The sequence below is a fragment of the Serpentinimonas barnesii genome (assembly GCF_000696225.1).
Classification (GTDB): domain Bacteria; phylum Pseudomonadota; class Gammaproteobacteria; order Burkholderiales; family Burkholderiaceae_C; genus Serpentinimonas; species Serpentinimonas barnesii.
Genome location: NZ_BAWN01000006.1, coordinates 135,577 through 159,099, shown reverse-complemented (window position 1 = coordinate 159,099; position 23,523 = coordinate 135,577). Strand labels below are relative to the sequence as shown.

Here is a 23,523-nt window from a genome sequence, read left to right as displayed (position 1 = left end):
CGGTTAACCTCAACGTTAGGCCTCGCTCTGGCTTCTGCGGCTCCACTTCCTCGCGCTCCGGCAGTGCCCGTTTGCTGCCCTGCTGCTCGGCCTTCGTGGAACGGAACAGGCTCACCGCGCTTGCTTTCCTGCAAGGCCCCGGCCATAATCTCCGGCAACGCCGCAGCGTTCCAAGGCCACAGCACCCTTCCCTCCAGCGCCCAGCCTGCGGCTTAACTCGAACGTTAAATTTCACCTTGCGCTTCAGTATTTTGTAGATACAATCAAGCATGCTCACATGGGACGAACCAAAGCGCAAGTTGAACATCAAGAACCACGGGCTTGACTTCGTTGGATGCGATGCAATCTGGGACCACTTCACAGTGACCCGCGAGCACAAACGGCAAGACTACGGCGAAGAGCGCTTGGTCTGCTTCGGTCTTCTGGAGTCAGATGTGGTTGTGATGGTTTACACCGAGCGCCCCAAAGGGCCTCACGTGATCTCGCTGCGAATGGCAGAAAAACATGAAGCTAGCTACTACCGCCAAGTTGCCAAAGAAAACCTCGGCTAAGGTCAACGACCCGGACAATCCAGCATGGACTGAGGATATGTTGGGTGCGCCAGTACTGAAGCGTGGACGTGGGCCGCAAGCCACTCCAACGAAGGTGCTTACTTCTGTTCGTTTGGATGCGGACATTTTGGAGTTCTTCAAGTCGAAAGGGGCTGGCTATCAGTCTCGAATCAACGCAGCGCTTCGCATGGAAGTGGAGCGAAATTTAACTAGCCGTCCAAGAGCGACAACGCGTAAGCGAGTCGCGGCTTGACTCGAACGTTAGGTCTTGGCTGGGTCTCGGCGCTCCATGCCCCCGCGCTCCGGCGGCGCTGCTTGGTTGCTGGCATGCTGCTCGTCCTTCGTGAAACGAAACAGGCGCATCGAGCTTGCTTTCCTGCACATCCACAGCCATAATCTCCGGCAACGCCGCAGCGTTCCAAGGCCGGAACACCCTTCCCTCCAGCGCCTAACCGGCGGTTCAACTCGGACGAGCGTTGCAGCCCGCCGGTTAACCTCAACGCCAGGCCTCGCTCTGGCTTCTGCGGCTCCACCTCCGCGCGCTCCGGCGACGCTGCCCGGTTGCTGACCTGCTGCTCCCCGGTCTGACCACCGTCACCCAGCGCACTGCGCAGTCTTCATGAAGCTTAGGCCTCGCAAGCACACCTATCCGGTACAGTCTGATCATGCCGCCCACCGTAGTCCGCGACGGCCCGTTCCGTGTGCGGCCCAGCACCTTGCGCCAGGCGCCCGCGACGAGGATGCTTTGCCATTCACGCCACAGGCTGGCATCAGGAACCCGGGTGGGCTGCAGAGGGCGACCATCACCGCTCCACGTGCTCGGGCGTCGGGGTAGCACATGTCCCGGCCTACGAGGCAGACAGGGTGCATGTGGCGGCGGGCTTCGGGCTTGTGCGTCATGCCACCACTTGGGCACGCTTTTTCAGCCAGGCTGGCACCGCCGCTTGCGTGCAACGCTGCAAGCCACACAGCACATCGTGGTCCGCGTGGCGTATACCGTGCCGTTCGCACAGGTCGTGCTGGATGCGCCCGAGCAGTGCGGCGGTGACCTGGGCATCGGACAGGGCCCGGTGCGCCTTGCCTTCGCGGGGCAGCCGCAAGTGTTCGGCCAAGGTGCCGAGCTTGTGGTTGAGCGCTTGGGGGTAGAGCCGGCGCGACAGCAGCATGGTGCAGGCAAAGGCGTGGTCGCTGTACAGCCCCAAGCGGGCCAGCTCGGCCTGCCAGAACTTGCGGTCGAATGAGGCGTTGTGCGCCACCAAGGGCGCGTTGCCGACAAAACGGGCGGCTTGGGCCATCACGGCATCGGTACTGGGGGCCGATCGCACCATGGCGTTGCTGATGCCGGTGAGCTGGCTGATGAAGCTGGGAATGGAAATGCCGGGGTTCATCAGGCTCTGGAAGTGCTCCAGCACCCGGCCCTGCTCGGTCAGCACGATGGCTACTTCGGTGGGCCGGTCACCGCAGGGGGGCGACATGCCGGTGGTTTCGAAGTCGATGACGGCGATGCGGGTCATGGGGAATTGTAGTCAGGCGATCCATCCAGCTTCAGCACTTTGATCACGCTCAGGCTCTCCAGCGCACCTCCAGCCAGCCCCACGTCTTGCGCCGTCGGCACCTCGGCTTCGGTCGGGTTGATGCGAATGAGCCGCCCACCCCAAGATTTCACGACCTGGTGGCTGAAATGCCGAACAGTGGCCACCGATGTGCCCGCACCGATTTCAATCACCAAGGGCCGCTCCACTTTGGCCAGCCATGCCTGCAGAAGTTTCAACTGCAAGGCTTGCCGTTGTTCGATCCAGCCAGCAGGATGCCGAAGCCCGCATGGGGAACGGTGTTTCGGTAGAGGGCCAGCCTGTGGCCATAGAAGCCCCAGGCCAGTCGTGGGTCACGTTGGAAGGTGTGTGGAGCAGCGACTTAATAGAAGTTCAAACCGGCTCGGCCCAGTGCGGGATAGGCTTTCAAGAACCCTTCATTGCCCCGGAAGTCGGGCAAACCGGAATCCACACCCATCCCAGCACCGGCCGCGATGATCAGGCCATCGGACTGTTCCAGCAATTCGGCTGCGTGTTGCAGCGATGCCGCGTTCAGACGCATTCCTGCACCGCTGGGCCGCGGTTCATCAGCCAGTCACACATATCCAGCGAGACGGAGGTGTAGTGGTTTGTGCAGATGCCGGGCATCCACAGAAACAATTCAAGGCCCGCAGGGCCTTGATTATTAATTGAAAATTTGGGGTGGCTGATGGGACTCGAACCCACGACGACAGGAATCACAATCCTGGACTCTACCAACTGAGCTACAGCCACCGCAAGCCTTAGATTATAGCCGGATTTGCGGGCGAAAAATACAGAAAGAGGGCTTAGGACGCGGCGGCGGCTGCAGCCGGGCGCGGCTGCAGGATTTCGACCTCGAAGCGCGCACGCAACAGCCGCAGATAGGCCTGGGTTTCGGCTTGCGCCCACAACTGGGCGAGCTGGTTGCGCTCCAAGCCGGCCCGCGTGGCGTCGGGGGGGGCGCGCTCGAGCACGCGGTTGATGCGGATCACGGCGTAGCCATCGGGGCCCATGTCAACCCCAACCCAAGTTGGCGCGTCGGCGGCGGGCGCGGCTGCACTCAGGACGGCGCGCAGCACATCGGGAGGGGCCCCTTGCGGTTCGGTGCGCGAGAGGGCCACTGCGGGCGACAAACGGCCTTGGGCTGCATCGGGGTTTTGGCGCCAAGCCGCCAGGCGGGCTTGCCCTTCGGTGCGCGCCGCCTCGAGCGCGCGGCGCTGCAGCAATTGCTCACGCGCCTGGGGCCGCACGGCGTCCAGGGCTTGCAGTTGCGCCGGCCGGTGCGCGAGCACCCGCGCCGACACCAGTTGTTGCCCGGCCCTGATTTCAATGGTTTCGGTGTTGCGCTTGAGCGTGAGCGAATCGCTGGCAAACAGGGCCTGCAGCAGCCGTTCATTGCTCAAGGCGGGCGCAAGGCCGGCGGGCTGGGTGCCGCCGCTGCGCACCACGGCCTGGGCGCGCCTGACCGTCAGGCCCAGTGCCTGCGCGGCGGGTGCCAGCGAGTCGGCTTGCTCGTAGACGAGGTTGGAGAAGGACTCGGCCGCTTCGGCAAAGCGCAGTTGCGCCTGTTGCTGGCGCAGCTCAGTCGCCAAACGCTCGCGCACCGCCTCAAAAGGCTCGGCCGGCGGCTGGCGCACCTCGACCAACTGGATGATGTGAAAGCCGAAATCGGTCTGGACCAAATCGGAAATGGCGCCGCGTTGCAGCGCAAACACCGCCTGCTCAAACGGGGGCACCATGGCACCACGGGCAAAAAAGCCCAGATCGCCCCCCCGGGTGGCGGAGCCAGGGTCTTGCGAGTGCGCCTGCGCCAGTTCGGCAAAACGGGCCGGGTTTTGGCGCAGCTGGGTCAGCAGTTCTTCGGCCCGCGCACGCACCTGGGCTTGCTGTTCGGGGCTGGCGCCGGGCTCCAGCGTGAGCAGGATGTGGCTGGCGCGGCGTTCTTCTTTGGCCGCGAGCTGGGCGCGGGTTTGCTCGTAGTGGGCGCGCAAATCGGCATCGCTGAGGGTGATGCGCTGCGCCACCGTTTCAAGGTCGAGCACCAAGTATTCGACATCGACTTGTTCGGCCGACTGGAACAGGTTCGGATTTTGCTCGTAGAAGGCCTGCAGGTCGGCATCGGAAATGGCGACCCCGGCGCGGAACGCATCGGGCCGAAACACGGTGAACTGGATTTCCCGGCGTTGCAAAAAGGGCTGCAAAGCCTGCTCAGCCAATTTGGGGGGCGCGAAAGCGGTCACGCCCAGGCCCTCGATCAACTGGCGACGGATCAGGTCGGCCCGCACCGATTCCTCGAACTGCTCGGGGGTCAGGCCCTGCCCTGCCAGCAGTTGGCGGTAACGCTCCAGGTCGAGCGTGCCATCGGGGCGGCGCAGTTGGGCGATGGTGGGGTCTTGCGCCAGCGTGGCGGCGAGTTGTTGGTCGGTGACCAGAAAACGGCCTTCTTGGGCTGCGAGCAGGAGCAGTTGCTCGTCGATCATGCGCTCCAGCGTGGCAAAGCGGCTGGCTTCGGTGTCGAGCTGGGCCCGCTGCAGGCCCGGCGTTCGCTCCAGCAGTTGATCGATCTGGTTGCGGTGCCGCTCTTCCCACTGGTTGCGCGTGATGTCGGTGCCACCGACGCGCGCCACGGCGTTGGGGTCGTCGCCCAAGTTGCCATAGCCTTCGACGCCCACCAGCACAAAGGCCGGAACGATCAGCAACATCAGGACCGCCATCAGGAACTTGATGTTGTTGCGGAAAAAATCAAACATGTGGGCGCTGCCTGCAACGTGGGATTGACCGCCGGGCTCTGCGGCGTGGGGCTGTGGTGGTGGTGGGTGCTGACGGGTTCGAACCGCCGACCTACGCCTTGTAAGGGCGCCGCTCTACCAACTGAGCTAAGCACCCCACCGGGAAACCCCTGATGTTAGCCGAATGCACCAAGGTGCGCTGGGCCAGATTGACTTGCGAATTGTAACGGTGGTTGGGATGGGTCTGGGGAGGCCTCAGGCGCTTGGGGCGATGGCGGCACCGTGCAAGCGGGCTGGCAGCGCACCGCGCAGGGCGTTGCAAACCACGATGGCCTCGGCCCGCTGCAGGTCGGACCGGGTCAGGCGCGCCTCGCTGGCGGCCCAGGCCGGGTCGGCCAGCAGCACGCTGCGCTGGATGCCGGGCAGCGCACCGCAGGATACGGGCGGGGTGAACCAGCGCCCGCCCAGGCGCAAGAAGACGTTGCTGCGCCCGCCCTCGACCAGCTCGTCGGCGCTGTTGAAAAACAAGCTGTCGAAGGCGCCTGCGCGCTCGGCGGCGCGAATGCCGGCGTCGTAATGGCTGCGCCGCGTGGTCTTGTGCGCAGCCAGCGGGTCGTGCAGCGGCAGCGGCTCGGGGTGCAGCAACAGCGTGACGACACCGGGCGCAAGCGCCGCCAAGGGGGCGTGCACCAGGCTGAGCCGGCCGTTGTGCGAAAGCGCCAGCCGCACCCTGGCCGGGCAATCGCTGGGCAGCCCACCTGCGCTTTGCTGCAAAAGCGCCAGCGCCGCGTCGGGGTCAAAGGCAAAACCCAGCGTGCGCGCGCTCGCCGCCAGGCGCGCCAAGTGCAGCCCAAGGTGCTGCAAACCGTGGCCGGGCAGGTGCAACAGGGTCTCGAACAAATCGAAACCCGGGTCGAGGTCGGTTAGGAAGCGGGCCTTGAGGCGGCACTCGGCCAGCTCGTCGGCGGCCACGCTGTCATAGACGATGCCGGCGCCGATCCCCAAGCGCAGCGGCCGCTTGCCCTGGTGCGGTGCCCCGAGCGTGAGCGTGCGGATGGCGACCGAGAGGCAGAAATCGCCCACGCGCTGGCCGGCTGGCGCGGCGTCGATCCACCCGATGGCGCCGCAATAGGGGCCGCGCGGGGTGTTTTCGAGGGCGCGGATGAGCTGCATGGTGCGGTGCTTGGGCGCCCCCGTGACCGATCCACAAGGAAAGGTGGCGCGCAACAGCTCGGGCCAACCCACTTCGGGCCGCAACCGGGCCTGCACGGTGGAGGTCATCTGGTGCACGGTGGCGTAGGATTCGATTTCGAACAGAGCCGGCACCTGCACGCTGCCGGTGCGCGCGATGCGCCCAATGTCGTTGCGCAGCAGGTCCACGATCATCACGTTTTCGGCCCGGCTCTTGCGGTCTGCCTGCAGGTGGCGGGCTTGGTCGAGGTCGTCGTCGCCCCTGCCCCCGCCACCGTTTGCGGCCGGCTGGCTGCGCGCTGCGGTGCCTTTCATGGGCCGTGCGCTCAGCAGCCCGTCTTGATGGCGCAAGAACAGCTCGGGCGAGCAAGACAGCAGCCAGCGCTGCTCCGGCAACTGCAGCAGCGCCCCAAAGGGCACCGGTTGGCGCGCGCGCAAGGCCGCGTACAGCGCCACCGGCTCGCCCCAGGCGTGGCCTTGCAGGCGGTAGCTGAAATTCACTTGGTAGGTTTCGCCGGCGCGTATGGCCGCATGGATGCGCTCGACCGCCGCATGAAAATCCGCCGCGCTGAGGTTTTCCTCGAGCCCGAGCGTGCCCGCACCCGCGCCCACCCCCGGCAGGGTTTGCAGCCAGGCGTCCACCTCGGCGCGCGCCAGCTGCTGCACCTGGCTGAACATCAGCAGGCGCAGCGCTGCCCCGGGGTCGGCCACTGAGGGGTGCCCGAGCACCAACGCTTCGCCCCATTCGTAGTCGGCCAGCAGCAGCGCGTGCAGGCCGGCGCGCTGGTCGGCTTGCACCGCTTCCCAGAGGGCGGGCAGCGCAGCCGGGTCGGTGCAGCGGTGTTCGCGCACAAACCCGGTGTAGAGCCGGCTGCTGGGCCGCGCGGCGCTGGCGTCGCAGTCGTCGAGCAGAGCAAAAACCATGCTTACAGCGCCGCAGCGATGGCCCGCCCCAGATCGGCCGTGCTGGCCTGGCCACCCAGGTCGGGCGTGCGCGGGGCGGCGCTGCCTGCGGCCAGCACGGTTTCGATGGCTTGCAGCACCGCATCGTGCGCGGCGCGGTGGCCCAAAAAGTCGAGCATCATGGCCCCGCACCAAATCTGGCCGATCGGGTTGGCAATGCCGCGCCCGGCGATGTCGGGGGCCGAGCCGTGCACCGGCTCGAACAGCGAGGGGAAGCGCCGCTCGGGGTTGAGGTTGGCGCTGGGCGCGATGCCGATGGTGCCGGTGCAGGCCGGCCCAAGGTCGCTCAAAATGTCGCCAAACAGGTTGCTGGCCACCACCACGTCGAAATGGTCGGGGCGCTGCACAAAGTGGGCGCACAGAATGTCGATGTGGAACTGGTCCACCCGCACCCCAGGGTATTGCTGCGCCATGGCGGCCACGCGCTCGTCCCAGTAGGGCATGGTGATGGCGATGCCGTTGCTCTTGGTGGCGCTGGTGAGGTGTTGCTTGGGGCGGCTTTGCGCCAGCTCGAAGGCAAACTTGAGCACCCGATCGACGCCGTGGCGGCTCATCACGGTTTCTTGCAGCACGATTTCGCGCTCGCTGCCCTCAAACATGCGCCCGCCCACGCTGGAGTATTCGCCCTCGGTGTTTTCGCGCACGATCCACATATCGATCTCGCCCGGCTGGCGCGGCGAGCCGTCGCGGCGCACCACCGGCGCGGTGATGCCGGGCATCAGGCGCGCCGGGCGCAGGTTCACGTATTGGTCAAACTCGCGCCTAAAGCGCAGCAGCGAACCCCAGAGCGAGATGTGGTCGGGGATTTTCTCGGGCCAGCCGACGGCCCCAAAATAGATCGCGTCGTGGCCGCCGATCTGCGCCTTCCAATCGTCGGGCAGCATTTTGCCGTGGCGCTCGTAATAGGGCCAGCAGGCGAAATCGAAGTGGTCGAACTGCAGGCCGATGCCGAAGCGGCTGGCGGCGGCCTCCAGCACGCGCAGCCCCTCGGGCATGACTTCTTGGCCGATGCCGTCGCCAGCGATGACGGCGATGCGATGCGTTTTCATGGTTGGGTGCTTGCTTGGGTGTTTGGCAGCCCCCGATGGTACAGCGCAGCCGTCTGGCCGTATCCTAAGCGGCCTACACCAGCACCTGCATACCGAGCACCTTGGCCGCTTTTTTTAGTCGCGTATCAAAGCAAGCAAAGCACAAGGCGCCGCTGGTGGCAGTCTGAACCTGGTGTGCAGCCGCCAGTTGCACACTGTCGTAACCGCGCAGAGCAAAGGTGTCGGCAAATTCCCCGGCCTGCTCCACCAGCGTTTGGGTGATTTCGACCATGGCAAAGGCCGGCCAATCGTGGCGCATGCGGGTGCGCAGGGTTTCAATGGCCGGGGCATCAACGGGGTGTTCGCGCACGCGCCGCGCCAACGCCGCCATCATTTCTGCCCAGGCGATGCGCGCCACGACCACCCCCTTGGAGGCTGCCGCCAGCGCCTGCACCTCGGCACTGTGCGCTTCCTTGAGGTAGAGTTTGATCAAGGCCGATGTGTCGCAAAACAGGATCACCCCCTATCCTCCAGCACCATTTGGCTGACCGATGTGCCGCCCGCAACCAGCTCCAAAGGGGGGGCGAACTGCGGCTTGCCGCCGGCCCACGACAGCGCGCCCGTGGCAATCAAGCGGCGCAGGCCCTCATCGGCCTGAGGCGGTATGCCCACAATGCGGGCGATGGGTTTGTGGTGCGACCGGACTTCAATCACCTCCCCACCCTGAGCCAGCGCCAAAACCCGCGAGAGACTGGCTTTGAGTTCACGAACGGCAATATGCATGACCGAGGCCCAAATTTAAAATAAGACCACATTTTAAGCGCGTTGTTTTAAATTGTGGCCCCAAAAATGAGTGGAAATTGGGGGCAGACAACGGCTTGCGGTGCTTCTGGCGCTCCTGCCGGCGCATACGCTGACCGGTTTTTCGATCGAAGACGCGCCCTGCCCTCACCTTGCAGGCATTTGCCATGCGGGGCGGGCAAGCGGGTGCCACCCTAGAGACGATTGGGGGGCCTCTAGGCACGCATCAGCTAGGCACGCTTCAGGCTTTGGGGCTGGGGCTGCGCACCACCAGACTCACGCCAAGCGCGGTCAGGGCCACGCCGGCCACGGTGAGGGCGGTGATGGGCTCGTCGAACAGCAGCCAAGCCAGCACGGCGGTGCACGGCGGCACCAGGTACATCAGGCTGGCCACCGAGGCGGCCGCGCCGCGCTGGATCAGCAGATACAGCAAGGAGCTGGCCCCCAGCGTGAGCGCCAGCACCGACCACGCCAACGCACCGGCCAGTTCGGCGTTCCAGTTCATGCCACCGGGCTCCAGCAGCGCCAGCGGCAGCGTGATGGCCAGCGCCGCCAACAACTGCACCGTGTTGGCGCTGCGCACATCGCAGGGCTGCACGTAGCGCTTTTGGTACAGGGTGCCGGCGGTGATGCTCAACAGCGCCAGCACGGCCAGCGAGACATTGAACCAGGTGGCCCCGATCTGGCCCGTGGTGGCTCCGACGGCCTGCTCCACCTCGGCCGGCACGAACTGGTGCCACAGCACCAGCACCAATCCGGCCAGGCCCAGCAACAACCCCAGCCACTGGCGCCGCGTCACCGCAAGGCCGTGCGACGAGGCCACGGCCGAGAGCCAGATCGCGGTCAACAGCGGTTGCAACCCCACCAACAGCGCCACCAGGCCCGCGCCCATGCCGGCCTTCACCGCCGCCCACACGCCGCCCAGGTAACCGGCGTGCATCAGCAAGCCCAGCACCGCCAAGTGCCCCCACTGCGTGCGGCTGTGCGGCCACGCCACCCGCGCCCACCAGACCCAGAGCAGGAACAGCGCAATCGACAAGGCATAGCGCCAGGCCAGAAAGGTGAATGGCGGGGCGTGTGGCATGCCGTAGCGCGCCACAATGAAGCCGGTGCTCCAGATCAGCACAAACACCCACGGCATGGCGCGCAGCCAAGCGTCGTGATGGGCGTGGGTGGGCATGCGGGAAGCCGGGGGGGGGTGGCCTTAGCGCGACTTGGCGCGGATTTCGGGCAGCGCTTTTTGCAGGTAATAAATCATGGACCAGACCGTGAGGACGGCCGAGATCCAGATCAGCACCGTGCCCCAAAGCCGGGTGTCGATCACCCCCAGCAGCGTGGCGTCGTAGAGCAAAAAGGCAATCGCCACCATCTGCACCGCGGTTTTGAGCTTGCCCACCACGTGCACCGCCACGCTGCGCACCGCGCCGATGGTCGCCATCCACTCGCGCAGCGCCGAAATGGCGATCTCGCGCCCGATGATAATGAGTGCGACGAACACATCGGCCCGATCAAGCTGCACCAGCACCAGCAGGCAGGCGCAGACCAGAAACTTGTCGGCCACCGGGTCCAAGAAAGCGCCAAAGGCCGAAGTCTGGTTGAGGCGGCGCGCCAGCCAGCCGTCGGCCCAGTCGGTGAGCGCAAACAGCACGAACAGCACCGTTCCCACCAGGTTTTGCGTGCTTTGCTCCAGCCCAGGCCAGTAAAACACCGCCACGATGAGCGGAATGGAGACAATGCGCGCCCAAGTGAGCGAAGTTGGCAAGTTGAAAAACATGGGCCCGATTATGCGAGGGTTTGCCCGAATGCGTGTGCGGCGCAGCGGGCTGTTAGCGCAAGGCGCGGTAGATTTGCTGCGCCAACTCGGTCGAAATGCCCTCCACACCGGCCAGATCGGCCACGCTGGCCGCCGCCACCCCGCGCAAGCCGCCAAAGCGCTGCAACAGGCGCGCGCGCCGCTTGGGGCCGACGCCGGGAATGTCTTCGAGCTGGCTGCTGCCGGTGCGGGTGCGCGCGCGCTGGGCGCGCATGCCGGTCAGGGCAAAGCGGTGCGCCTCGTCGCGGATTTGCGCCACCAGCATGAGCGCGGCCGAATCGGCCCCGAGGCTGATTTTGTCGCGTCCATCGGCAAACACCAGCTCTTCCAGCCCCACCTTGCGCCCAGTGCCCTTTTCCACCCCGACGAGGCGGCCCACGTCGGCCCCGAGCTGCTCAAACACCTGGCGCGCCACGCCCACCTGGCCCACGCCGCCGTCGATCAGCACCAGATCGGGCCAGCGCGCACGGCCCGCTTCGGATTCGGGGCCGGGATCAACCGCGCCCGGGTCTTGGGCTGGCCCCAGCTTGCCGTAGCGGCGCAGCAGCACCTGGCGCATGGCGGCGTAGTCGTCGCCGGGGGTGATGCCCTCGATGCGGTAGCGCCGGTACTGGGCGCTTTGCATTTTGTGGCCCTCGAACACCACGCACGAGGCCATGGTCGCCTCGCCGGCGCTGTGCGACACATCGAAACACTCGATGCGCAGCCGCTCCAGCGCGTCTTCGGGCAGGTCCAGCGCCTGCGCCAAGGCGCGCGTGCGCGCTTGCTGCGAACCTTCTTCGGACAGCAAACGCGCCAGTTGCAAGTCGGCGTTTTGCTGCGCCATTTCCAGCCAGACGCGGCGCTGCTCGCGCGGCTGCCAGACCGCATGGATTTTGTGCGCGCTGGCCTGAATCAGCAAATCGATCAGGTGCGCGCTCACTGGTGCCCCCAAAATCAGCAGCGGCGGCGGGCTGTGGACGCTGTAGTGCTGCGCGATGAAGGCCTCCAGCACCCGCGCTTCCAGGCTTTGGGGCGGCTGCTCCGTACTCTCTTGCACACCGCCCTCGCCATCCTCATCTGCGCCCTCGTCCAATGCCGCCAGCAGCGCGCCGTCGGCCACTTGGGCCGGGAAAAAGGGCCGGTCGCCCAAGTGGCGCCCACCGCGCACCATCGCCAAATTCACGCAGGCGCGCCCGCCCTGCACTTTCACCGCCAGAATGTCGGCCTCCTGGTCGCGCACGTTTTCCATTGCCTGCTGCTGCAGCACCTGCGCCAGGCTGCTGATTTGGTTGCGCACCTCGGCCGCTTGTTCAAACGCCAGTTGCTCGGCAAAGTCCAGCATGCGCCGCTCCAGATCGGATTGCAGCGCCTGGGTCTGGCCGCGCAAAAAAGCGCTGGCGTCTTGCACGTCGCGTGCGTAATCGGCCGCGCTCACCAGCCCCACGCAGGGGCCGCTGCAGCGCTTGATCTGGTACAGCAGACAGGGGCGGCTGCGGTGCTGGAACACCGTGTCTTCGCAGGTGCGCAGCCGAAACACCTTTTGCAGCAGCTCGATGCTCTGCTTGACCGCCCAGCCGTTGGGGTAAGGGCCAAAATACTGGCTGCGCGCATCCACTGCGCCACGGTAGTAGGACAGGCGCGGAAATTCTGGCGGCTGCGCCGGCCCGGCAGCCGACGCGCCCGAGCGCCCCGCGCCGCTCCCCAAACGCAGATAGGGGTAGCTTTTGTCGTCGCGAAACAAGATGTTGTAGCGCGGCTGGCTGGATTTGATGAGGTTGTTTTCCAGCAGCAGCGCCTCGGCCTCGGAGCGCACCACGGTGCTCTCCAGGCGCTCGATCTGGCCCACCATGTGGCCGATGCGGGTGCCGTCGTGGCGGCGGCTGAAGTAACTGGCCACGCGCTTTTTCAGGTGCCGCGCCTTGCCCACGTAGAGCAACTGCCCGGTGGCGTCGAAAAACCGATACACCCCCGGCAGCCCCGGCAAGGCCGCCACGGCGTGCAGCAGCGCCTCGGGGAAGGGGGATTGGGCTGATTCGGGGGCGGGTTCGGCTTCGCTCATGGGGCAAGATTGTGTCACCTAGGGTACCGACCCGTTGTGAAGGCCAGCTAGGCGCTGCAACATCTGCGCCGTGCGTGGCGCTGCCGTGCGTGATGTGGGACAGCCCCTTGAGCCAGCGACAATCCTGTGCCATGAGCCCTGCTGAATCTTTGCATGCAACCCTAGCCGCACCTACCCGGCCGCCAGAGCCCCCCTGCGCTCCCCTGCTCTGGGACATTTTTTGCCACGTGATCGACAACTGGGGCGATTTGGGCGTGTGTTGGCGGCTGGCGCGCCAGTTGGCGCAGCGCGGCCAGCGCGTGCGGCTGTGGGCCGACGACGCCTCGGCACTGGCCTGGATGGCCCCCAGGGCGCTGCAAAGCCCAAGCCATGGCCAGCCCGGCGGCCACCTCCTGGGCCAGGGCGAGCTGGCGGGCCTGCGCGTGTACCCGTGGCCGCGCCAGCAGCCCGATGCGCCAGCGCCAGCCGTCGAACCCGGCGACGTGCTGATCGAAGCCTTTGGCTGCCACATCGAGCCGCATTGGGTGCAGGCGCTGCAGCCCGAAGGCCGCGCTGGCCAGGTCTGGCTCAACCTCGAGTATCTGAGCGCCGAGCCCTGGGCCGAGCGTTGCCACGGCCTGCCCTCCCCGGTGTTGAGCGGGCCGCTGGTCGGGCGCTGCAAGTGGTTTTACTACCCCGGCTTCACTGCGGGCAGCGGCGGGTTGCTGCGCGAAATAGCCAATTGCCCCGCGCCTGAAGCAACACCCTCCTCCGAGCCCTCCGAGCCCTCTGCACCAGACATCACCCGTTTGCAGATCCTCTTGTTCTGTTACCAAGCCCCGGCCCTGCCCGCGTTGCTGGCCGACCCGGCGCTGGCGCAGGCGCATTGGTTGCTTACCGCTGGGCGCGCCCAAGCCGCTTGGCAGGCCGCATGGTCAGGCCAGCCCGACAGCCCAGCCCAGACCACCGCCACCGATGCAAACACCAATCCACCCCCATTCCCAGCCCACAGCCCACCCACACCCCAAACCACCCTGCTGCCCCTGCTGGCACAAACCGAATTCGACGCCCTGCTGCGCACCTGCCACCTCAACCTGGTGCGCGGCGAAGACTCGCTGGTGAGCGCGCTCTGGGCCGGCCAGCCGCTGCTGTGGCAACTCTACCCGCAGCACGATGGTGCACACCTCGCCAAGCTCGACGCCTTTCTGGACTGGCTAGACGCCCCGCCCTGCTTGCGCCAGTGGCACCGGGTCTGGAACGGGGTGCCGTCCGGCGCCGCCCTACCCCCTTTAACGGTGCAGCGCCTGCAAACTTGGCGGCACTGCATCCTAGCCGCGCGCCAGCGCCTGTTGCAGCAAGCCGACTTGGTTAGCCAACTGCTGGGCTTCGTCGCCGAAAAAAGGTAGAATCTGCGGTTTGCTTTTGGGCTAGGCGGCCAGGCTGGCGTTAGCGTCTAGCTGCCTTGTGATCAGGCATCCAAACCTTCACGTCGCCTGAGTCGCACTCCAAATCTGCACCCTGAATCCGCATTTGCGCCCCCCACCATGAAAATCGCCCAAGAAATCCGCGCCGGCAACGTCATCATGCACGGCAAAGACCCGATGATCGTCCTCAAAACCGAATACGCCCGCGGCGGCCGCGGTGCCGCCACGGTGCGCATGAAGCTCAAGGCGCTGCTGAGCAATATGGGCACCGAAGTGGTGTTCAAGGCCGACGACAAGATCGACAACGTCATCCTCGACAAAAAAGAGTGCACCTACTCCTACTTTGCCGACCCGATGTACGTCTGCATGGACACCGACTACAACCAGTACGAAGTCGAAGCCAGCAACATGGGCGATGCGCTCAACTACCTGGCCGATGGCATGTCGGTTGAAGTGGTGTTCTACGACGGCAAGGCCATTTCGGTCGAAGTGCCCACCAGCGTCGAGCGCGAAATCACCTGGACCGAGCCCGCCGTCAAGGGCGACACCTCGGGCAAGGTCTTGAAACCCGCCAAAATCGCCACCGGCTTTGAAGTTTCGGTGCCGCTGTTCGTCGAGCAAGGCGACCGCATCGAGATCGACACCCGCACCGGCGAATACCGCCGCCGCGTCTGATCGGCTAGGCATAGGCTCGGCAAAGGCCAGACAGCCCCAGCCCAGCCATCCCCACCAATGGGAAACCCGCAAGACTTGCGCGTCAACCGCTTGGCGCATGCCTGGGCCGAGCTGCAGACCCAGGCCGCTGGTGGTGTGGAGCTTGAGCCCGATGCGCACCGGCTAGCCTTTGCCGACCCGGAATTTTTGCTGCGACGCGAGTCGCGCGGCATTCGCATGCAGCTCGAACTGCTCAAACCCGAGTTGCAAATGCAGGAACTGGGCATCGAGCACACCGTGGTGGTGTTTGGCAGCGCGCGCTTTCGATCGCCCGAAGTGGCGGCCGAGTTGCTGGCCCAGGCACAAGCCAGCGGCGATGCGCAGGCGCTGGCCGAAGCCCAGATGTTGCAGCGCAACGCCCACTACTACGAACAGGCGCGCCGTTTTGCTCGCTTGGTGGCCGAATACAGCCTGCACTGCCCGGCGCCAGACCGCCTCTACATCGCCACCGGTGGCGGGCCCGGCATCATGGAGGCGGCCAACCGGGGCGCGCACGAGGCGGGGGCGCTCAACCTTGGGCTCAACATCACGCTGCCGCACGAGCAGATTTCCAACCCTTACGTCAGCCCCGAACTGAACTTCAAGTTCCACTATTTTGCGCTGCGCAAAATGCATTTTTTGATGCGCGCCAAGGCGCTGGTGGCGTTTCCGGGCGGTTTTGGCACCCTAGACGAGCTGTTTGAAGTGCTCACCCTGGTGCAATGCCACAAGGCCAAACCGCTGCCGATCTTCCTCTTTGGCAGCGACTACTGGCAGCGCCTGATCCGGCTGGAGGTGCTGGTGGAAGAAGGGGCGATCAGCGCCAGCGATCTGGATTTGTTCCAGACCGTGGACACCCCCGAGGCCGCTTGGGAGGGCATTCGGCGCTTTTACAACCTGCCCGATAGCGGCTGCGCTGCGCCGGTTTGAGGGGGCGGGGGTCGAGGGGTCAGCTGCGGCTGCCCGGCTTACTGGCTTGCGCCGGGTCGTCGCCAATCAGGCGCACCTGGCTGGCATCCGGCACCAAGTTGGATTCGCGCACCGCGGCGCGCGCCAGCAGGTGCGAGGCCACCGGCAGCGTGGCCAGCAAAAAGCCCAAAATGAGCAGGATGCGCCAGCTCCAGGCCCAGTCGAGCGCAAACAGCATGGCCCCGATGCAGACCATTGCCAGCGCAAAGGTGCCGGCCTTGGTGGCGGCGTGCTGGCGCGACAACGCATCGGGCAGCGCCACCACGCCCCAGGCAGCAATCAGCAGCAGCACCCCGCCGGCGAGCAGAAAAACCGAAACCAGCGCGTCGAGCATCATTGATCGGCCCCTTGTTGATCCGCCCCTTTGTCCACCACCCGGGCCCAGCCCACGGTGGCCACGAAACCGACCAGCGCCAGCCCGATCGCCACATCCAGAAACACGGTGCGCGCGGTATAGATCGAGGCCGCCACGCACAAGCCCACGGCGGCCGCCAGCATGATGTCGAGCGCCACCACCCGGTCGGCGTGGGTGGGGCCTTGCACGATGCGCCAAGTGGCCAGGCCGCAGGCGCCCAGCGCACACAAAACCAGCAAGGTGGTGGCCAACCAGAGCATCATGCGCGCACCCCAAACAGCGGCACCAGGCCGGACTCGAAGTCGTCGCGGATGCCTTGCACGATGGCGTCGGTGTCAGAGGCGTCGAGCACGTGCATCAAAATTATGCGGTTTTCCATGTCGATATCCAGCGTGGTGGTGCCGGGCGTGAGGGTGATCATGCAACCCAACAGCGAAGCGCCCATCGGGCTCATGGGGGCGAAGTGGACGCGCAAAAAGGCCGCTGGCGGTGGCGTGCGCTGGCCGAAACTGGCGCGCAAAATCACCTGCACGGTCTGGATGCCCGAGAGCACCACGGCCTTGAGGAAACGCGCCAGCAGCACGACGGCGGCAATGGGTTTGAACCGCATCATGGTCAGGGGGCCCCCAGGGTTTTGGCGGCCGCTTGGGCGTATTCGATCAGCGGCTGCGGATACAAGGAAATAACCAGCATCAGCACAGCCAAACCCAAGCTGGCAATCCAAGCTGGCCCAAGTTGGGTGACTTTCGGTGGGCGCCACGCCGGATTCGGGTGCGGCTTCCAAAAAGCCTCCATCCAGATCTTGGCCATTGAGTAAAGCGTCAACATGCCGACCAACAGCGCAAAGAAAGTCCAAGCAATCTGACCTTGGGCAATGGTTTCTTGCACCACCATCACCTTGGCCCAAAAACCGGTAAAGGGCGGAATCCCAACCAGCGACATGGCCATGATGAAGAACAGCACAGCCAGCAAGGGCTGGGTTTTGTACAACCCACCGATGCGGCGCAGATCGTAGTCGCCGCTCAAGCGCCAGATGATGGCAGCGATCAAGAACAGATTGGCTTTGACGATGCTGTGGTGCAAAATGTAGAACAATGCTGCTGCATGGCCCGCTTGGCTGGCAAGCGCCACGGCCAGCAAAATGTAGCCTATCTGGCTCACGCTGTGAAAAGCCAGAATGCGCCGCATGTCCCAGTGGTAAGCGGCACCAATCACGCCAAACACCATCGAGCCCACGGCGATCCAGCCCAGCACCACGTAGATGAAATCGGGTGCGCCCACAAAAATGTCGCCCAAGGTGCGCAGCACCGCATAGACGCCCACCTTGGTCAAGACGGCAGCAAACAGCGCCAGCACCGGGGCCGGCAAGGTATGGTAGGAGGCCGGCAACCAAGCAAAGACCGGGAAAGCCGCCGATTTGATGAGAAAAGACAGCAGCAAACCCACCGCCAGCAAGGTCATCATGCCCGTTGACAGATAGGGGATGGCTTGGGCCACCGCCGTATAGTTTAGATGCCCGGTCGCGGCATAAACCATGGCGACGGCGATCAGGAAAAACAGGGTGCCAAAAATGTTGAGCACGTAGTACTTGAAAGTGGCATCGAGCTGGTCAACTCGGCCCCCCAGTGCAAACAGGCCCATGGCCGCCACCAGCATGACCTCGAACCAGACGTACAGGTTGAACAAGTCGGCCGTGGCAAAAGCCCCACCCGCACCGCACAGCACCCCATGCAGGAGCGGCAACACCATGGGGTGGCGCGAACCGGTGTCGGCGTCGCTGAGCATAAAGATCAGGCAAACCGTGCCCATGAAGGCCGCCATCAAGACCATGGCGGCACTGAGCCGGTCGATGGCAAACTCGATGCCGTAGGGCGCTCCCCAGTCGCCAAACACGGTCTGCGCTGCCTGGTCTTGATGCGCCACCGCCACCAAGGCGAGCGCGCAAACCAGAAAAGCCAGAGCACCCAGCAAGCTAATTGCGGCTTGCAGGCGCGGGTTTTTGTACGCCAGCGCCGTGGCCACCATGGTGACCATGGGCACCAGCACCGGCGTCGCAGCAAGCCAAGTCATGCCACCCCCTCCAGCTTGGTCGCGCTGGCGGCAGGGGTTGCAGCAGGCTGTGCAGGTTCGTGCTCGGCCCCGTTGTAGGGCGGCTTGATGGGGTCGGTCGGGATGGGTTCAGACATGCGCAGGGCCAGTGTGTCGTCGGTGTCGGCACGCTGAATCAGGCGCAGCGCCACAACGACAGAAAAACAGATCAGGGCAAAGCCGATCACGATCGCGGTCAGAGCCAACGCTTGGCTCAACGGGTTGGCGGCGTCGCGCAGCACGGTTTCGCCCAAGGGGATCACGGCCGGTTGCACACTGCCCAAACGACCGGAGGCAAACAAAACCAAAATGGCTGCGCTACCCAATATGCCCAAGCCAAACACGCAGCGAAACACATCACGCGACAGCGCCAAATAAATACCTGCGGTGACGGTGATCCAGATGGTGAGGGCCAGCAACCAGATCATGCGCGCAGCTCCTGGGCCGCATCGGCCGCTGTGTCGTCGTGGGCGTCGGGCTCGTCCATGCCGAGCAGCTCGATGGCGTAACCGGCCAAACCGCCCCAGACCGCCAGATAGACGCCGAGGTCGAAAATGATCACGGTCGAAACCTTGAGCTCGGTAAAACCGAGTGGGATATGGCCCCACAGGTGCGTTAGGTAGGGCAAGCCCAGCAGCAGCGCCGGAATGCCCGAGAGCACGCCGATGCCAATGCCGATCACGGTCAGGCGCATCGCACTGCCGTAGGGCAGGCGCGCAGTGGCCGCCACACGCCCGTGCGCCACCGCCCACAGCACCGATGCGGTCACGGCCAGCAAGCCGCCGATGAAGCCGCCGCCGGGCTCGTTGTGCCCGCGCAGCAGCACCCAGAGCGAGGCCAGCAGGATCGTCACATACAAGGGGCCGGCAATCGACTCCAGAATCACCACGCGCCGGTTCATGCGGCACCTCCGGCTTTGGTTTTGTCTAGTGCGCGTTGGCGCTTAGCGTGCCCACGCACCGCCTGCAGCAGCGCGATGGCGGCCAAGAACGAGAGCGTGACCACCACGATTTCACCTAGGGTGTCGAGGGCGCGGAAATCGACCAGCACCACGTTCACCACGTTGCGCCCATGCGCTTCGGGCACGCTCACCTGGCCAAAGAATTGGTGCAGTTGCGGATTGAACTCCACCCCCGAAACCACCAGCAGCCACACCGCGATCACGCCGCCAAACACCAGCGCCACCGGCAGCGCCCCGCGCATCGAGTGCGTCTGCTCCAGCCCTTGGCCACGGCCGCGCTGGCGCAGCTTGAGCAGCACCGAAGCCACCACGATCACAAACACCGACTCGACCGCGAACTGGGTGTAAGCCACATCCGGCGCGCCCGCGTAGAGGTAGAACACGCCGCTGCCAAAACCCACCAGCCCAGTGGACAGCAACAGCACCAGCCGATCGCGCTGAAACAGCGCCAGCAGTGCCCCAGATGCAATCAGCACACAGGCGCCGATGAAGCCGGCTGAAGGCATGACCCAAGCCGGCCACAACCACTGGCTCCAGCCCGCCACCAAGGCAGCCCCCATGAAAACACCCACAAAGGACACCAACACCAAGCTGTACTGGCTCAGATCGCCGCCCTGCAACCAGCGGGTGGAATGCGCCGCCAACACCGGAATGCCGTTGATGAAGCGCTCGTACTGCGCCAGCGAACCGGAGCGATCGAACTTGGCCAAGATGCGGTCGAAGCGCCGGTGCAGCGGGTCCCAGTAAATGAACACCAACGCCCCGATGGCCAAGGTGGTGGCCAGCGAGAGCAAAGCCGCCGGGCCGAATTCGAGCGCAAAATGCACCGCCATCGCCTCGGCGCGCGGTGTCATGGCGTGCGCGGCCAGGCTCATCAGCCCGTCGGCCAAGAAGGGAAAGACCCCGAGCACGATGCCGATGCCCGCCAGCACCAGCGGCGGCCCGTACAGCGCCAGACCACCCTCGTGGGCGTCGGGCGGGGTCAGGTTGTGGCCCGGGTGGCGCCAGAACACCCGCACCGCCGCCACCGCCGCCACCGCCACCGCCACCGCGGCGAAAATGGTGTTGGCAAACTTGACCAATTCCGATATGGCGCCCAGCGCCCCGGCCTGCCCCACCACGTCTTTGACCACGTAGCCAAAGGAGAGCGGAATGCCGGCCATCGACAAACCGGCCAGCAAGGCCGCAGCCGCCGTCCAGGGCATGGCGTGGCGCAGGTTGCCTAGGCGGTCGATGATGCGGGTGCCGGTGCCGTGGTCCACGTTGCCAGCGACGAAAAACAGCGGCGCCTTGTAGAGCGCGTGCGCCAGCAGCAGCGCACTGACCGCCACCGTGGCCCCGTGTCCGGTCTTGCCCACCAGCATCACCAGCGTGCCCAGCGTAGCCACGGTGGACCAGGCCAGGATGCGTTTCAAATCGCGCTCGCGCAGCGCCAGCAGCATGCCCCAGGCGGCGGTGAGCGAACCGACGAGTTGCAGCGTCCACTGCCACATCATCCAGTCGCCAAAACCCGGGTCGAGCCGCGCCAGCAGGTACACACCGAGCTTGACCATGGTGGCCGAGTGCAGGTAGGCCGACACCGGCGTCGGGGCCGACATGGCGTTGGGCAGCCAGAAGTGAAATGGAAACTGCGCGCTCTTGGTGAAGGCACCCAACAAAATCAGCACCAGCGCGGTCGTCAGGGCCGGGGTGATCTCGGTGTTGGGCAGCGCGGTGATGATCTCTTGGATCGAGTAGGTGCCCATGATCTGGCCGAGCAAAATCGCCCCGGCCAGCAGCGCCAGACCGCCGCCGCCCGTCACCACCAGCGCCTGCTGCGCCGATTTGCGGCTCTTGGGGTCTTCGTGATTGAAGCCCACCAGCAGGAACGAGAGCAGGCTGGTCGCCTCCCAGAATAGGAACAGCACGATCAGGTTGTCGGCCATGACGGTGCCGATCATGGCGAACATGAACAGCGTCAGCAAAATATAGAGCTGGTTTTGCTGCGGATGCCCGGCCAAGTAGCCACCGGCATAGATGAACACGGCGATGCCGATGCCTGTGATCAGCAGCAGCATGAGCAGCGTCAGGCCGTCGATGTGAAAGTCCAGCTCCACCCCCAGCGCCGGAATCCAGGGCAGGGTGATGTCCAGCGGCAGCGGCTGCGTGGCCGCCGTCCACAGCACCGCAAGAAAAGCCAGCAGCGGAACCAGCACAAAGGCCGTGCGCGCGCCCAAGCTCATGGCGTTGGCCGGGTGTTCGTGAGGGGAAGTTTGCGCCATGGGGGCTGAGTGTAATAATTTTTTGTCTCAAAACACCTGACGGTGGCCCCGCATCCGCCGATAAATGCAGATGAAACGCGGCCAGCCTGCCCTACCCCGACGCATCACAAGCGGGCCGGCCTCCGAGATCGTGCCAAGCCGGGCTCAAAATTGCCCTTGTGTCCACATCTCGGGCGCGAAGCGCAGCACCCGGTTGCGCCCCTGCTCCTTGGCTTGGTAGAGCGCCACGTCGGCGTACTTGATGGCCTGCCAGAAGCCGTCGGTGTCACCAGGAAACTCCGCCACCCCGACCGAAATGGTTTTGCTCAGCGTCTCACCGTTGATGTTGACACGCATTTTCTCGACCGCGAGGCGGATTTTCTCGGCCACCTGTTGCGCCCGCCCCGCTTCGGTGTCGAGCAACAGCACCAGAAATTCTTCGCCGCCAAAGCGGATCACCACATCGGATTCGCGGACAGAACTGCGCAAAATGATTGAAACCTCTTTGAGCAACAGGTCGCCAGCATCGTGTCCGTAGGTGTCGTTGACTTGTTTGAAGTAGTCCAGGTCGCACAGCAGCAGCCCAATCTGGCTTTTGCGCCGCAGCACGCCGCTGATGAGCTGTTGCGTATGCTCCTGCAAAAAACGCCGGTTGTAGAGCCCCGTGAGCGGATCGATGGTGGCCGATTCGCGCAGGGTTTGCATCAGGCGCTTGGCCTCGATCACCGAAACCGATTGCTCGATGTAGGTGCCGACGTTGAACAGTTTTTGTGGCATTTCGGGCTCCAGCGCCGCGCCCTGTGCCCCCATGGGGAAGCGCAACTGCACCACGCCGCTGGTATGCCCGCCCGTTAGCAGGGGGATGCACACATGGCCCATCCCTTGCGGGCCCGCATAGCGGCGGCAAACCCCGGGAAATTCGAATGAGGACACCCGATGCCCGGTCTTGGCGGCGCGGCATTGGGTGCAGTCGCTCAGGATGTCGGGCTCGCAATGCATGTGCTCATCGCCGACCAGTGGCGGATAGACCACGGCCATCTCGCGCTTGGGCTCATTGACTTCGTACAGGGTGTATTGGCCACTGCCCAGCTCGCGCTCGAACATCTGGCCCATCCGACGATACACATCCTCCAGCGAGGCGTCTTCTTCGATCACCTTCTTGTAGATCGTCATGCCATAGACGCGCTCGACCAAGGCATTGAATTTTTTGGACAAGTCTCCGATTTCATCGAGCGATTTGATGGACACCTTCTGGGCCGAATCAAACTCACCGGCGCTCAGGGAGTCAATCTGGCGGATCATGGCGCCAATGGGTTGCTGGAAGGCGGTGATGATCCAATAGATAAAAAGCAGCAACAAGGCGCTGGCAAGCACGAGCAACAGCATCACGGTGTGCACCGCGTAGCGAATCACCTCGACTATGTTTTCTTGCGCCTGCTGGTAGGCGCCCTGCATCGATTGGGCGTGCTGCTGCGTCAAGGCCTTGGCATTGGCCAAGGCGGCCTCAAGCGCCTGCATCTGGCTGGCCAGCGCCGCAGACTCCTGCGGCACCGTGGGCAGTCGGTTGAGCGCTTGCTCGATCTGGCCCATTGCAGCCAGACTGTTTTGTATGTAATCGGCGTGCTGCGTTGCATCGGCAGCCAACGCCCGCACGATGTCCTCGACCAGTGTGCCATCGCCTTGGGTGGCCTGCAGGTTCAAGCCAGTCTGAATGCCGCGCACCACCTGCAGCCGTTCGCGCACCGCTTGCGCCGCCACCGGATCCAGCGCCCCGTCGGGGCTGGGCAGCGCCACCAATTCACGCTCCAAGCCCTGCAATTGCTCCAGCACCTGGGTGGCAGCCTGTTGGTGGGGCAACAGCCCCTGCGCCACCTTGTGGAACTGGTAGTGCAGCAGCGTCAGCGCTCCCACCGCGACCAGCGCCAAGGCAAGAAACCAGAACAGGGTTCCGGCTGCCAGCAACAAAAACTTGTGACGAATCGGCAAATCGACAAAAGCCAGCACGCGCAACAAACGGTGCAACCAATTTTGGTCGCCATTCAGATCTTTGGCCTCTACGCTCTGCAATGGAAGCTCCTTGGTGGGCATGCACAAGCTGCGCGGGTGCGGCGTGGTTGGCCCGAGGTCCAACACGCCTTAGGTTT

22 protein-coding genes, 2 tRNA genes and 1 pseudogene are annotated in these 23,523 nt (G+C 64.8%); 5 read left to right on the top strand and 20 right to left on the bottom strand.

The annotated features are described in order from the left end of the window. The first annotated feature begins 269 nt into the window (after positions 1–269). Together SRAH_RS02615 and SRAH_RS11905 are read left to right on the top strand one after the other, a co-directional pair. Complete coding sequence (locus tag SRAH_RS02615) at positions 270–551, top strand: BrnT family toxin (protein WP_029461797.1); 282 nt, start codon at positions 270–272, stop codon at positions 549–551. After that, positions 505–804, top strand: a complete 300-nt coding sequence (locus tag SRAH_RS11905; RefSeq protein ID WP_076606966.1) for a BrnA antitoxin family protein — start codon at positions 505–507, stop codon at positions 802–804. The genes SRAH_RS02615 and SRAH_RS11905 overlap by 47 nt, the downstream gene beginning before the upstream one ends. A 643-nt stretch (positions 805–1,447) precedes the next feature. On the opposite strand, the gene SRAH_RS02610 is transcribed toward SRAH_RS11905, so the two are convergent. The 12 genes and pseudogenes from SRAH_RS02610 to SRAH_RS02555 all read right to left on the bottom strand — a co-directional run bounded on the left by SRAH_RS02610 (position 1,448) and on the right by SRAH_RS02555 (position 12,670). Next, positions 1,448–2,065: a 3'-5' exonuclease gene (locus tag SRAH_RS02610; protein WP_029461796.1), complete on the bottom strand. Its 618-nt coding sequence runs from the start codon at positions 2,063–2,065 to the stop codon at positions 1,448–1,450. Beyond that, a pseudogene (locus SRAH_RS02605) lies at positions 2,062–2,645 on the bottom strand (SIR2 family NAD-dependent protein deacylase). Before SRAH_RS02605 ends, SRAH_RS02610 begins: the two are co-directional and overlap by 4 nt. Before the next feature lie 136 nt (positions 2,646–2,781). Continuing rightward, a tRNA-His gene (locus SRAH_RS02600) sits at positions 2,782–2,857 on the bottom strand. A gap of 53 nt (positions 2,858–2,910) precedes the next feature. After that, complete coding sequence (locus tag SRAH_RS02595; protein WP_029461795.1) at positions 2,911–4,854, bottom strand: SurA N-terminal domain-containing protein; 1,944 nt, start codon at positions 4,852–4,854, stop codon at positions 2,911–2,913. A 60-nt stretch (positions 4,855–4,914) separates the two neighbouring features. Next, positions 4,915–4,990, bottom strand: a tRNA-Val gene (locus tag SRAH_RS02590). Between the two features lie 98 nt (positions 4,991–5,088). Further along, positions 5,089–6,948, bottom strand: a complete 1,860-nt coding sequence (locus tag SRAH_RS02585) for a chorismate-binding protein (RefSeq protein ID WP_029461794.1) — start codon at positions 6,946–6,948, stop codon at positions 5,089–5,091. A gap of 2 nt (positions 6,949–6,950) precedes the next feature. Continuing rightward, positions 6,951–8,036, bottom strand: a complete 1,086-nt coding sequence (locus tag SRAH_RS02580) for a tartrate dehydrogenase (protein ID WP_029461793.1) — start codon at positions 8,034–8,036, stop codon at positions 6,951–6,953. A 73-nt stretch (positions 8,037–8,109) separates the two neighbouring features. After that, positions 8,110–8,535, bottom strand: coding sequence for a type II toxin-antitoxin system VapC family toxin (locus tag SRAH_RS02575; protein ID WP_029461792.1), 426 nt, complete (start codon positions 8,533–8,535; stop codon positions 8,110–8,112). Further along, positions 8,532–8,798: a type II toxin-antitoxin system Phd/YefM family antitoxin gene (locus SRAH_RS02570; RefSeq protein ID WP_029461791.1), complete on the bottom strand. Its 267-nt coding sequence runs from the start codon at positions 8,796–8,798 to the stop codon at positions 8,532–8,534. Before SRAH_RS02570 ends, SRAH_RS02575 begins: the two co-directional genes overlap by 4 nt. A gap of 259 nt (positions 8,799–9,057) precedes the next feature. Next, positions 9,058–9,996 (bottom strand): DMT family transporter, encoded by a 939-nt coding sequence (locus SRAH_RS02565; protein ID WP_029461790.1) that lies wholly within the window; start codon positions 9,994–9,996, stop codon positions 9,058–9,060. A 24-nt stretch (positions 9,997–10,020) separates the two neighbouring features. Next, a complete protein-coding gene (gene pgsA, locus SRAH_RS02560; RefSeq protein WP_029461789.1) occupies positions 10,021–10,590 on the bottom strand; it encodes a CDP-diacylglycerol--glycerol-3-phosphate 3-phosphatidyltransferase in 570 nt (189 codons plus the stop codon). A gap of 52 nt (positions 10,591–10,642) precedes the next feature. Next, positions 10,643–12,670, bottom strand: a complete 2,028-nt coding sequence (locus tag SRAH_RS02555) for an excinuclease ABC subunit UvrC (protein ID WP_045475872.1) — start codon at positions 12,668–12,670, stop codon at positions 10,643–10,645. Positions 12,671–12,801: 131 nt separating this feature from the next. Here SRAH_RS02555 and earP point away from each other — a divergent pair, with 131 nt between their 5' ends. From earP to SRAH_RS02540, 3 genes are all read left to right on the top strand, one after another. After that, positions 12,802–14,055 (top strand): elongation factor P maturation arginine rhamnosyltransferase EarP, encoded by a 1,254-nt coding sequence (gene earP, locus SRAH_RS02550; RefSeq protein WP_082210027.1) that lies wholly within the window; start codon positions 12,802–12,804, stop codon positions 14,053–14,055. Between the two features lie 138 nt (positions 14,056–14,193). Continuing rightward, the gene (gene efp, locus SRAH_RS02545) at positions 14,194–14,748 is read left to right on the top strand and encodes an elongation factor P (RefSeq protein WP_029461786.1); all 555 of its coding nucleotides are present in this window, start codon (positions 14,194–14,196) and stop codon (positions 14,746–14,748) included. A 57-nt stretch (positions 14,749–14,805) separates the two neighbouring features. Next, positions 14,806–15,696, top strand: a complete 891-nt coding sequence (locus SRAH_RS02540; RefSeq protein ID WP_029461785.1) for an LOG family protein — start codon at positions 14,806–14,808, stop codon at positions 15,694–15,696. Between the two features lie 19 nt (positions 15,697–15,715). Here the strand turns inward: SRAH_RS02540 and mnhG are convergent, their stop codons facing one another. From mnhG to SRAH_RS11900, 8 genes are all read right to left on the bottom strand, one after another. Then, positions 15,716–16,072 carry a monovalent cation/H(+) antiporter subunit G gene (gene mnhG, locus SRAH_RS02535; protein WP_045475870.1) on the bottom strand — a complete coding sequence of 119 codons (357 nt, stop codon included), beginning with the start codon at positions 16,070–16,072 and terminating at the stop codon, positions 15,716–15,718. Beyond that, the gene (locus SRAH_RS02530) at positions 16,069–16,353 is read right to left on the bottom strand and encodes an MrpF/PhaF family protein (RefSeq protein ID WP_029461783.1); all 285 of its coding nucleotides are present in this window, start codon (positions 16,351–16,353) and stop codon (positions 16,069–16,071) included. Before SRAH_RS02530 ends, mnhG begins: the two co-directional genes overlap by 4 nt. Further along, positions 16,350–16,703, bottom strand: a complete 354-nt coding sequence (locus SRAH_RS02525) for a Na+/H+ antiporter subunit E (RefSeq protein ID WP_029461782.1) — start codon at positions 16,701–16,703, stop codon at positions 16,350–16,352. The genes SRAH_RS02530 and SRAH_RS02525 overlap by 4 nt, the downstream gene beginning before the upstream one ends. A gap of 2 nt (positions 16,704–16,705) precedes the next feature. Beyond that, a complete protein-coding gene (locus tag SRAH_RS02520) occupies positions 16,706–18,160 on the bottom strand; it encodes a proton-conducting transporter transmembrane domain-containing protein (RefSeq protein WP_045475868.1) in 1,455 nt (484 codons plus the stop codon). Beyond that, positions 18,157–18,606 carry an NADH-quinone oxidoreductase subunit K gene (locus tag SRAH_RS02515; RefSeq protein WP_076606964.1) on the bottom strand — a complete coding sequence of 150 codons (450 nt, stop codon included), beginning with the start codon at positions 18,604–18,606 and terminating at the stop codon, positions 18,157–18,159. Before SRAH_RS02515 ends, SRAH_RS02520 begins: the two co-directional genes overlap by 4 nt. Continuing rightward, entirely contained in the window at positions 18,603–19,079 is a 477-nt protein-coding gene (locus SRAH_RS02510; RefSeq protein ID WP_045475866.1) for an MnhB domain-containing protein, read from the bottom strand. The genes SRAH_RS02515 and SRAH_RS02510 overlap by 4 nt, the downstream gene beginning before the upstream one ends. Then, positions 19,076–21,400: a hydrogen gas-evolving membrane-bound hydrogenase subunit E gene (gene mbhE / locus SRAH_RS02505; protein ID WP_045475864.1), complete on the bottom strand. Its 2,325-nt coding sequence runs from the start codon at positions 21,398–21,400 to the stop codon at positions 19,076–19,078. The genes SRAH_RS02510 and mbhE overlap by 4 nt, the downstream gene beginning before the upstream one ends. Before the next feature lie 144 nt (positions 21,401–21,544). Continuing rightward, a complete protein-coding gene (locus tag SRAH_RS11900; RefSeq protein WP_149028907.1) occupies positions 21,545–23,467 on the bottom strand; it encodes a GGDEF domain-containing protein in 1,923 nt (640 codons plus the stop codon). Positions 23,468–23,523 lie beyond the last annotated feature (56 nt).

Excerpts from the sequence above, each read along its gene's own strand:
- SRAH_RS02615 (WP_029461797.1), top strand. The coding sequence starts at position 270 with ATGCTCACATGGGACGAACCAAAGCGCAAGTTGAACATCAAGAACCAC.
- SRAH_RS11905 (WP_076606966.1), top strand. The coding sequence starts at position 505 with ATGAAGCTAGCTACTACCGCCAAGTTGCCAAAGAAAACCTCGGCTAAG.
- SRAH_RS02610 (WP_029461796.1), bottom strand. The coding sequence starts at position 2,065 with ATGACCCGCATCGCCGTCATCGACTTCGAAACCACCGGCATGTCGCCC.
- SRAH_RS02595 (WP_029461795.1), bottom strand. The coding sequence starts at position 4,854 with ATGTTTGATTTTTTCCGCAACAACATCAAGTTCCTGATGGCGGTCCTG.
- SRAH_RS02585 (WP_029461794.1), bottom strand. The coding sequence starts at position 6,948 with ATGGTTTTTGCTCTGCTCGACGACTGCGACGCCAGCGCCGCGCGGCCC.
- SRAH_RS02580 (WP_029461793.1), bottom strand. The coding sequence starts at position 8,036 with ATGAAAACGCATCGCATCGCCGTCATCGCTGGCGACGGCATCGGCCAA.
- SRAH_RS02570 (WP_029461791.1), bottom strand. The coding sequence starts at position 8,798 with ATGCATATTGCCGTTCGTGAACTCAAAGCCAGTCTCTCGCGGGTTTTG.
- SRAH_RS02565 (WP_029461790.1), bottom strand. The coding sequence starts at position 9,996 with ATGCCCACCCACGCCCATCACGACGCTTGGCTGCGCGCCATGCCGTGG.
- pgsA (WP_029461789.1), bottom strand. The coding sequence starts at position 10,590 with ATGTTTTTCAACTTGCCAACTTCGCTCACTTGGGCGCGCATTGTCTCC.
- SRAH_RS02555 (WP_045475872.1), bottom strand. The coding sequence starts at position 12,670 with ATGAGCGAAGCCGAACCCGCCCCCGAATCAGCCCAATCCCCCTTCCCC.
- earP (WP_082210027.1), top strand. The coding sequence starts at position 12,802 with ATGAGCCCTGCTGAATCTTTGCATGCAACCCTAGCCGCACCTACCCGG.
- efp (WP_029461786.1), top strand. The coding sequence starts at position 14,194 with ATGAAAATCGCCCAAGAAATCCGCGCCGGCAACGTCATCATGCACGGC.
- SRAH_RS02540 (WP_029461785.1), top strand. The coding sequence starts at position 14,806 with ATGGGAAACCCGCAAGACTTGCGCGTCAACCGCTTGGCGCATGCCTGG.
- mnhG (WP_045475870.1), bottom strand. The coding sequence starts at position 16,072 with ATGATGCTCGACGCGCTGGTTTCGGTTTTTCTGCTCGCCGGCGGGGTG.
- SRAH_RS02530 (WP_029461783.1), bottom strand. The coding sequence starts at position 16,353 with ATGATGCTCTGGTTGGCCACCACCTTGCTGGTTTTGTGTGCGCTGGGC.
- SRAH_RS02525 (WP_029461782.1), bottom strand. The coding sequence starts at position 16,703 with ATGATGCGGTTCAAACCCATTGCCGCCGTCGTGCTGCTGGCGCGTTTC.
- SRAH_RS02520 (WP_045475868.1), bottom strand. The coding sequence starts at position 18,160 with ATGACTTGGCTTGCTGCGACGCCGGTGCTGGTGCCCATGGTCACCATG.
- SRAH_RS02515 (WP_076606964.1), bottom strand. The coding sequence starts at position 18,606 with ATGATCTGGTTGCTGGCCCTCACCATCTGGATCACCGTCACCGCAGGT.
- SRAH_RS02510 (WP_045475866.1), bottom strand. The coding sequence starts at position 19,079 with ATGAACCGGCGCGTGGTGATTCTGGAGTCGATTGCCGGCCCCTTGTAT.
- mbhE (WP_045475864.1), bottom strand. The coding sequence starts at position 21,400 with ATGGCGCAAACTTCCCCTCACGAACACCCGGCCAACGCCATGAGCTTG.
- SRAH_RS11900 (WP_149028907.1), bottom strand. The coding sequence starts at position 23,467 with ATGCCCACCAAGGAGCTTCCATTGCAGAGCGTAGAGGCCAAAGATCTG.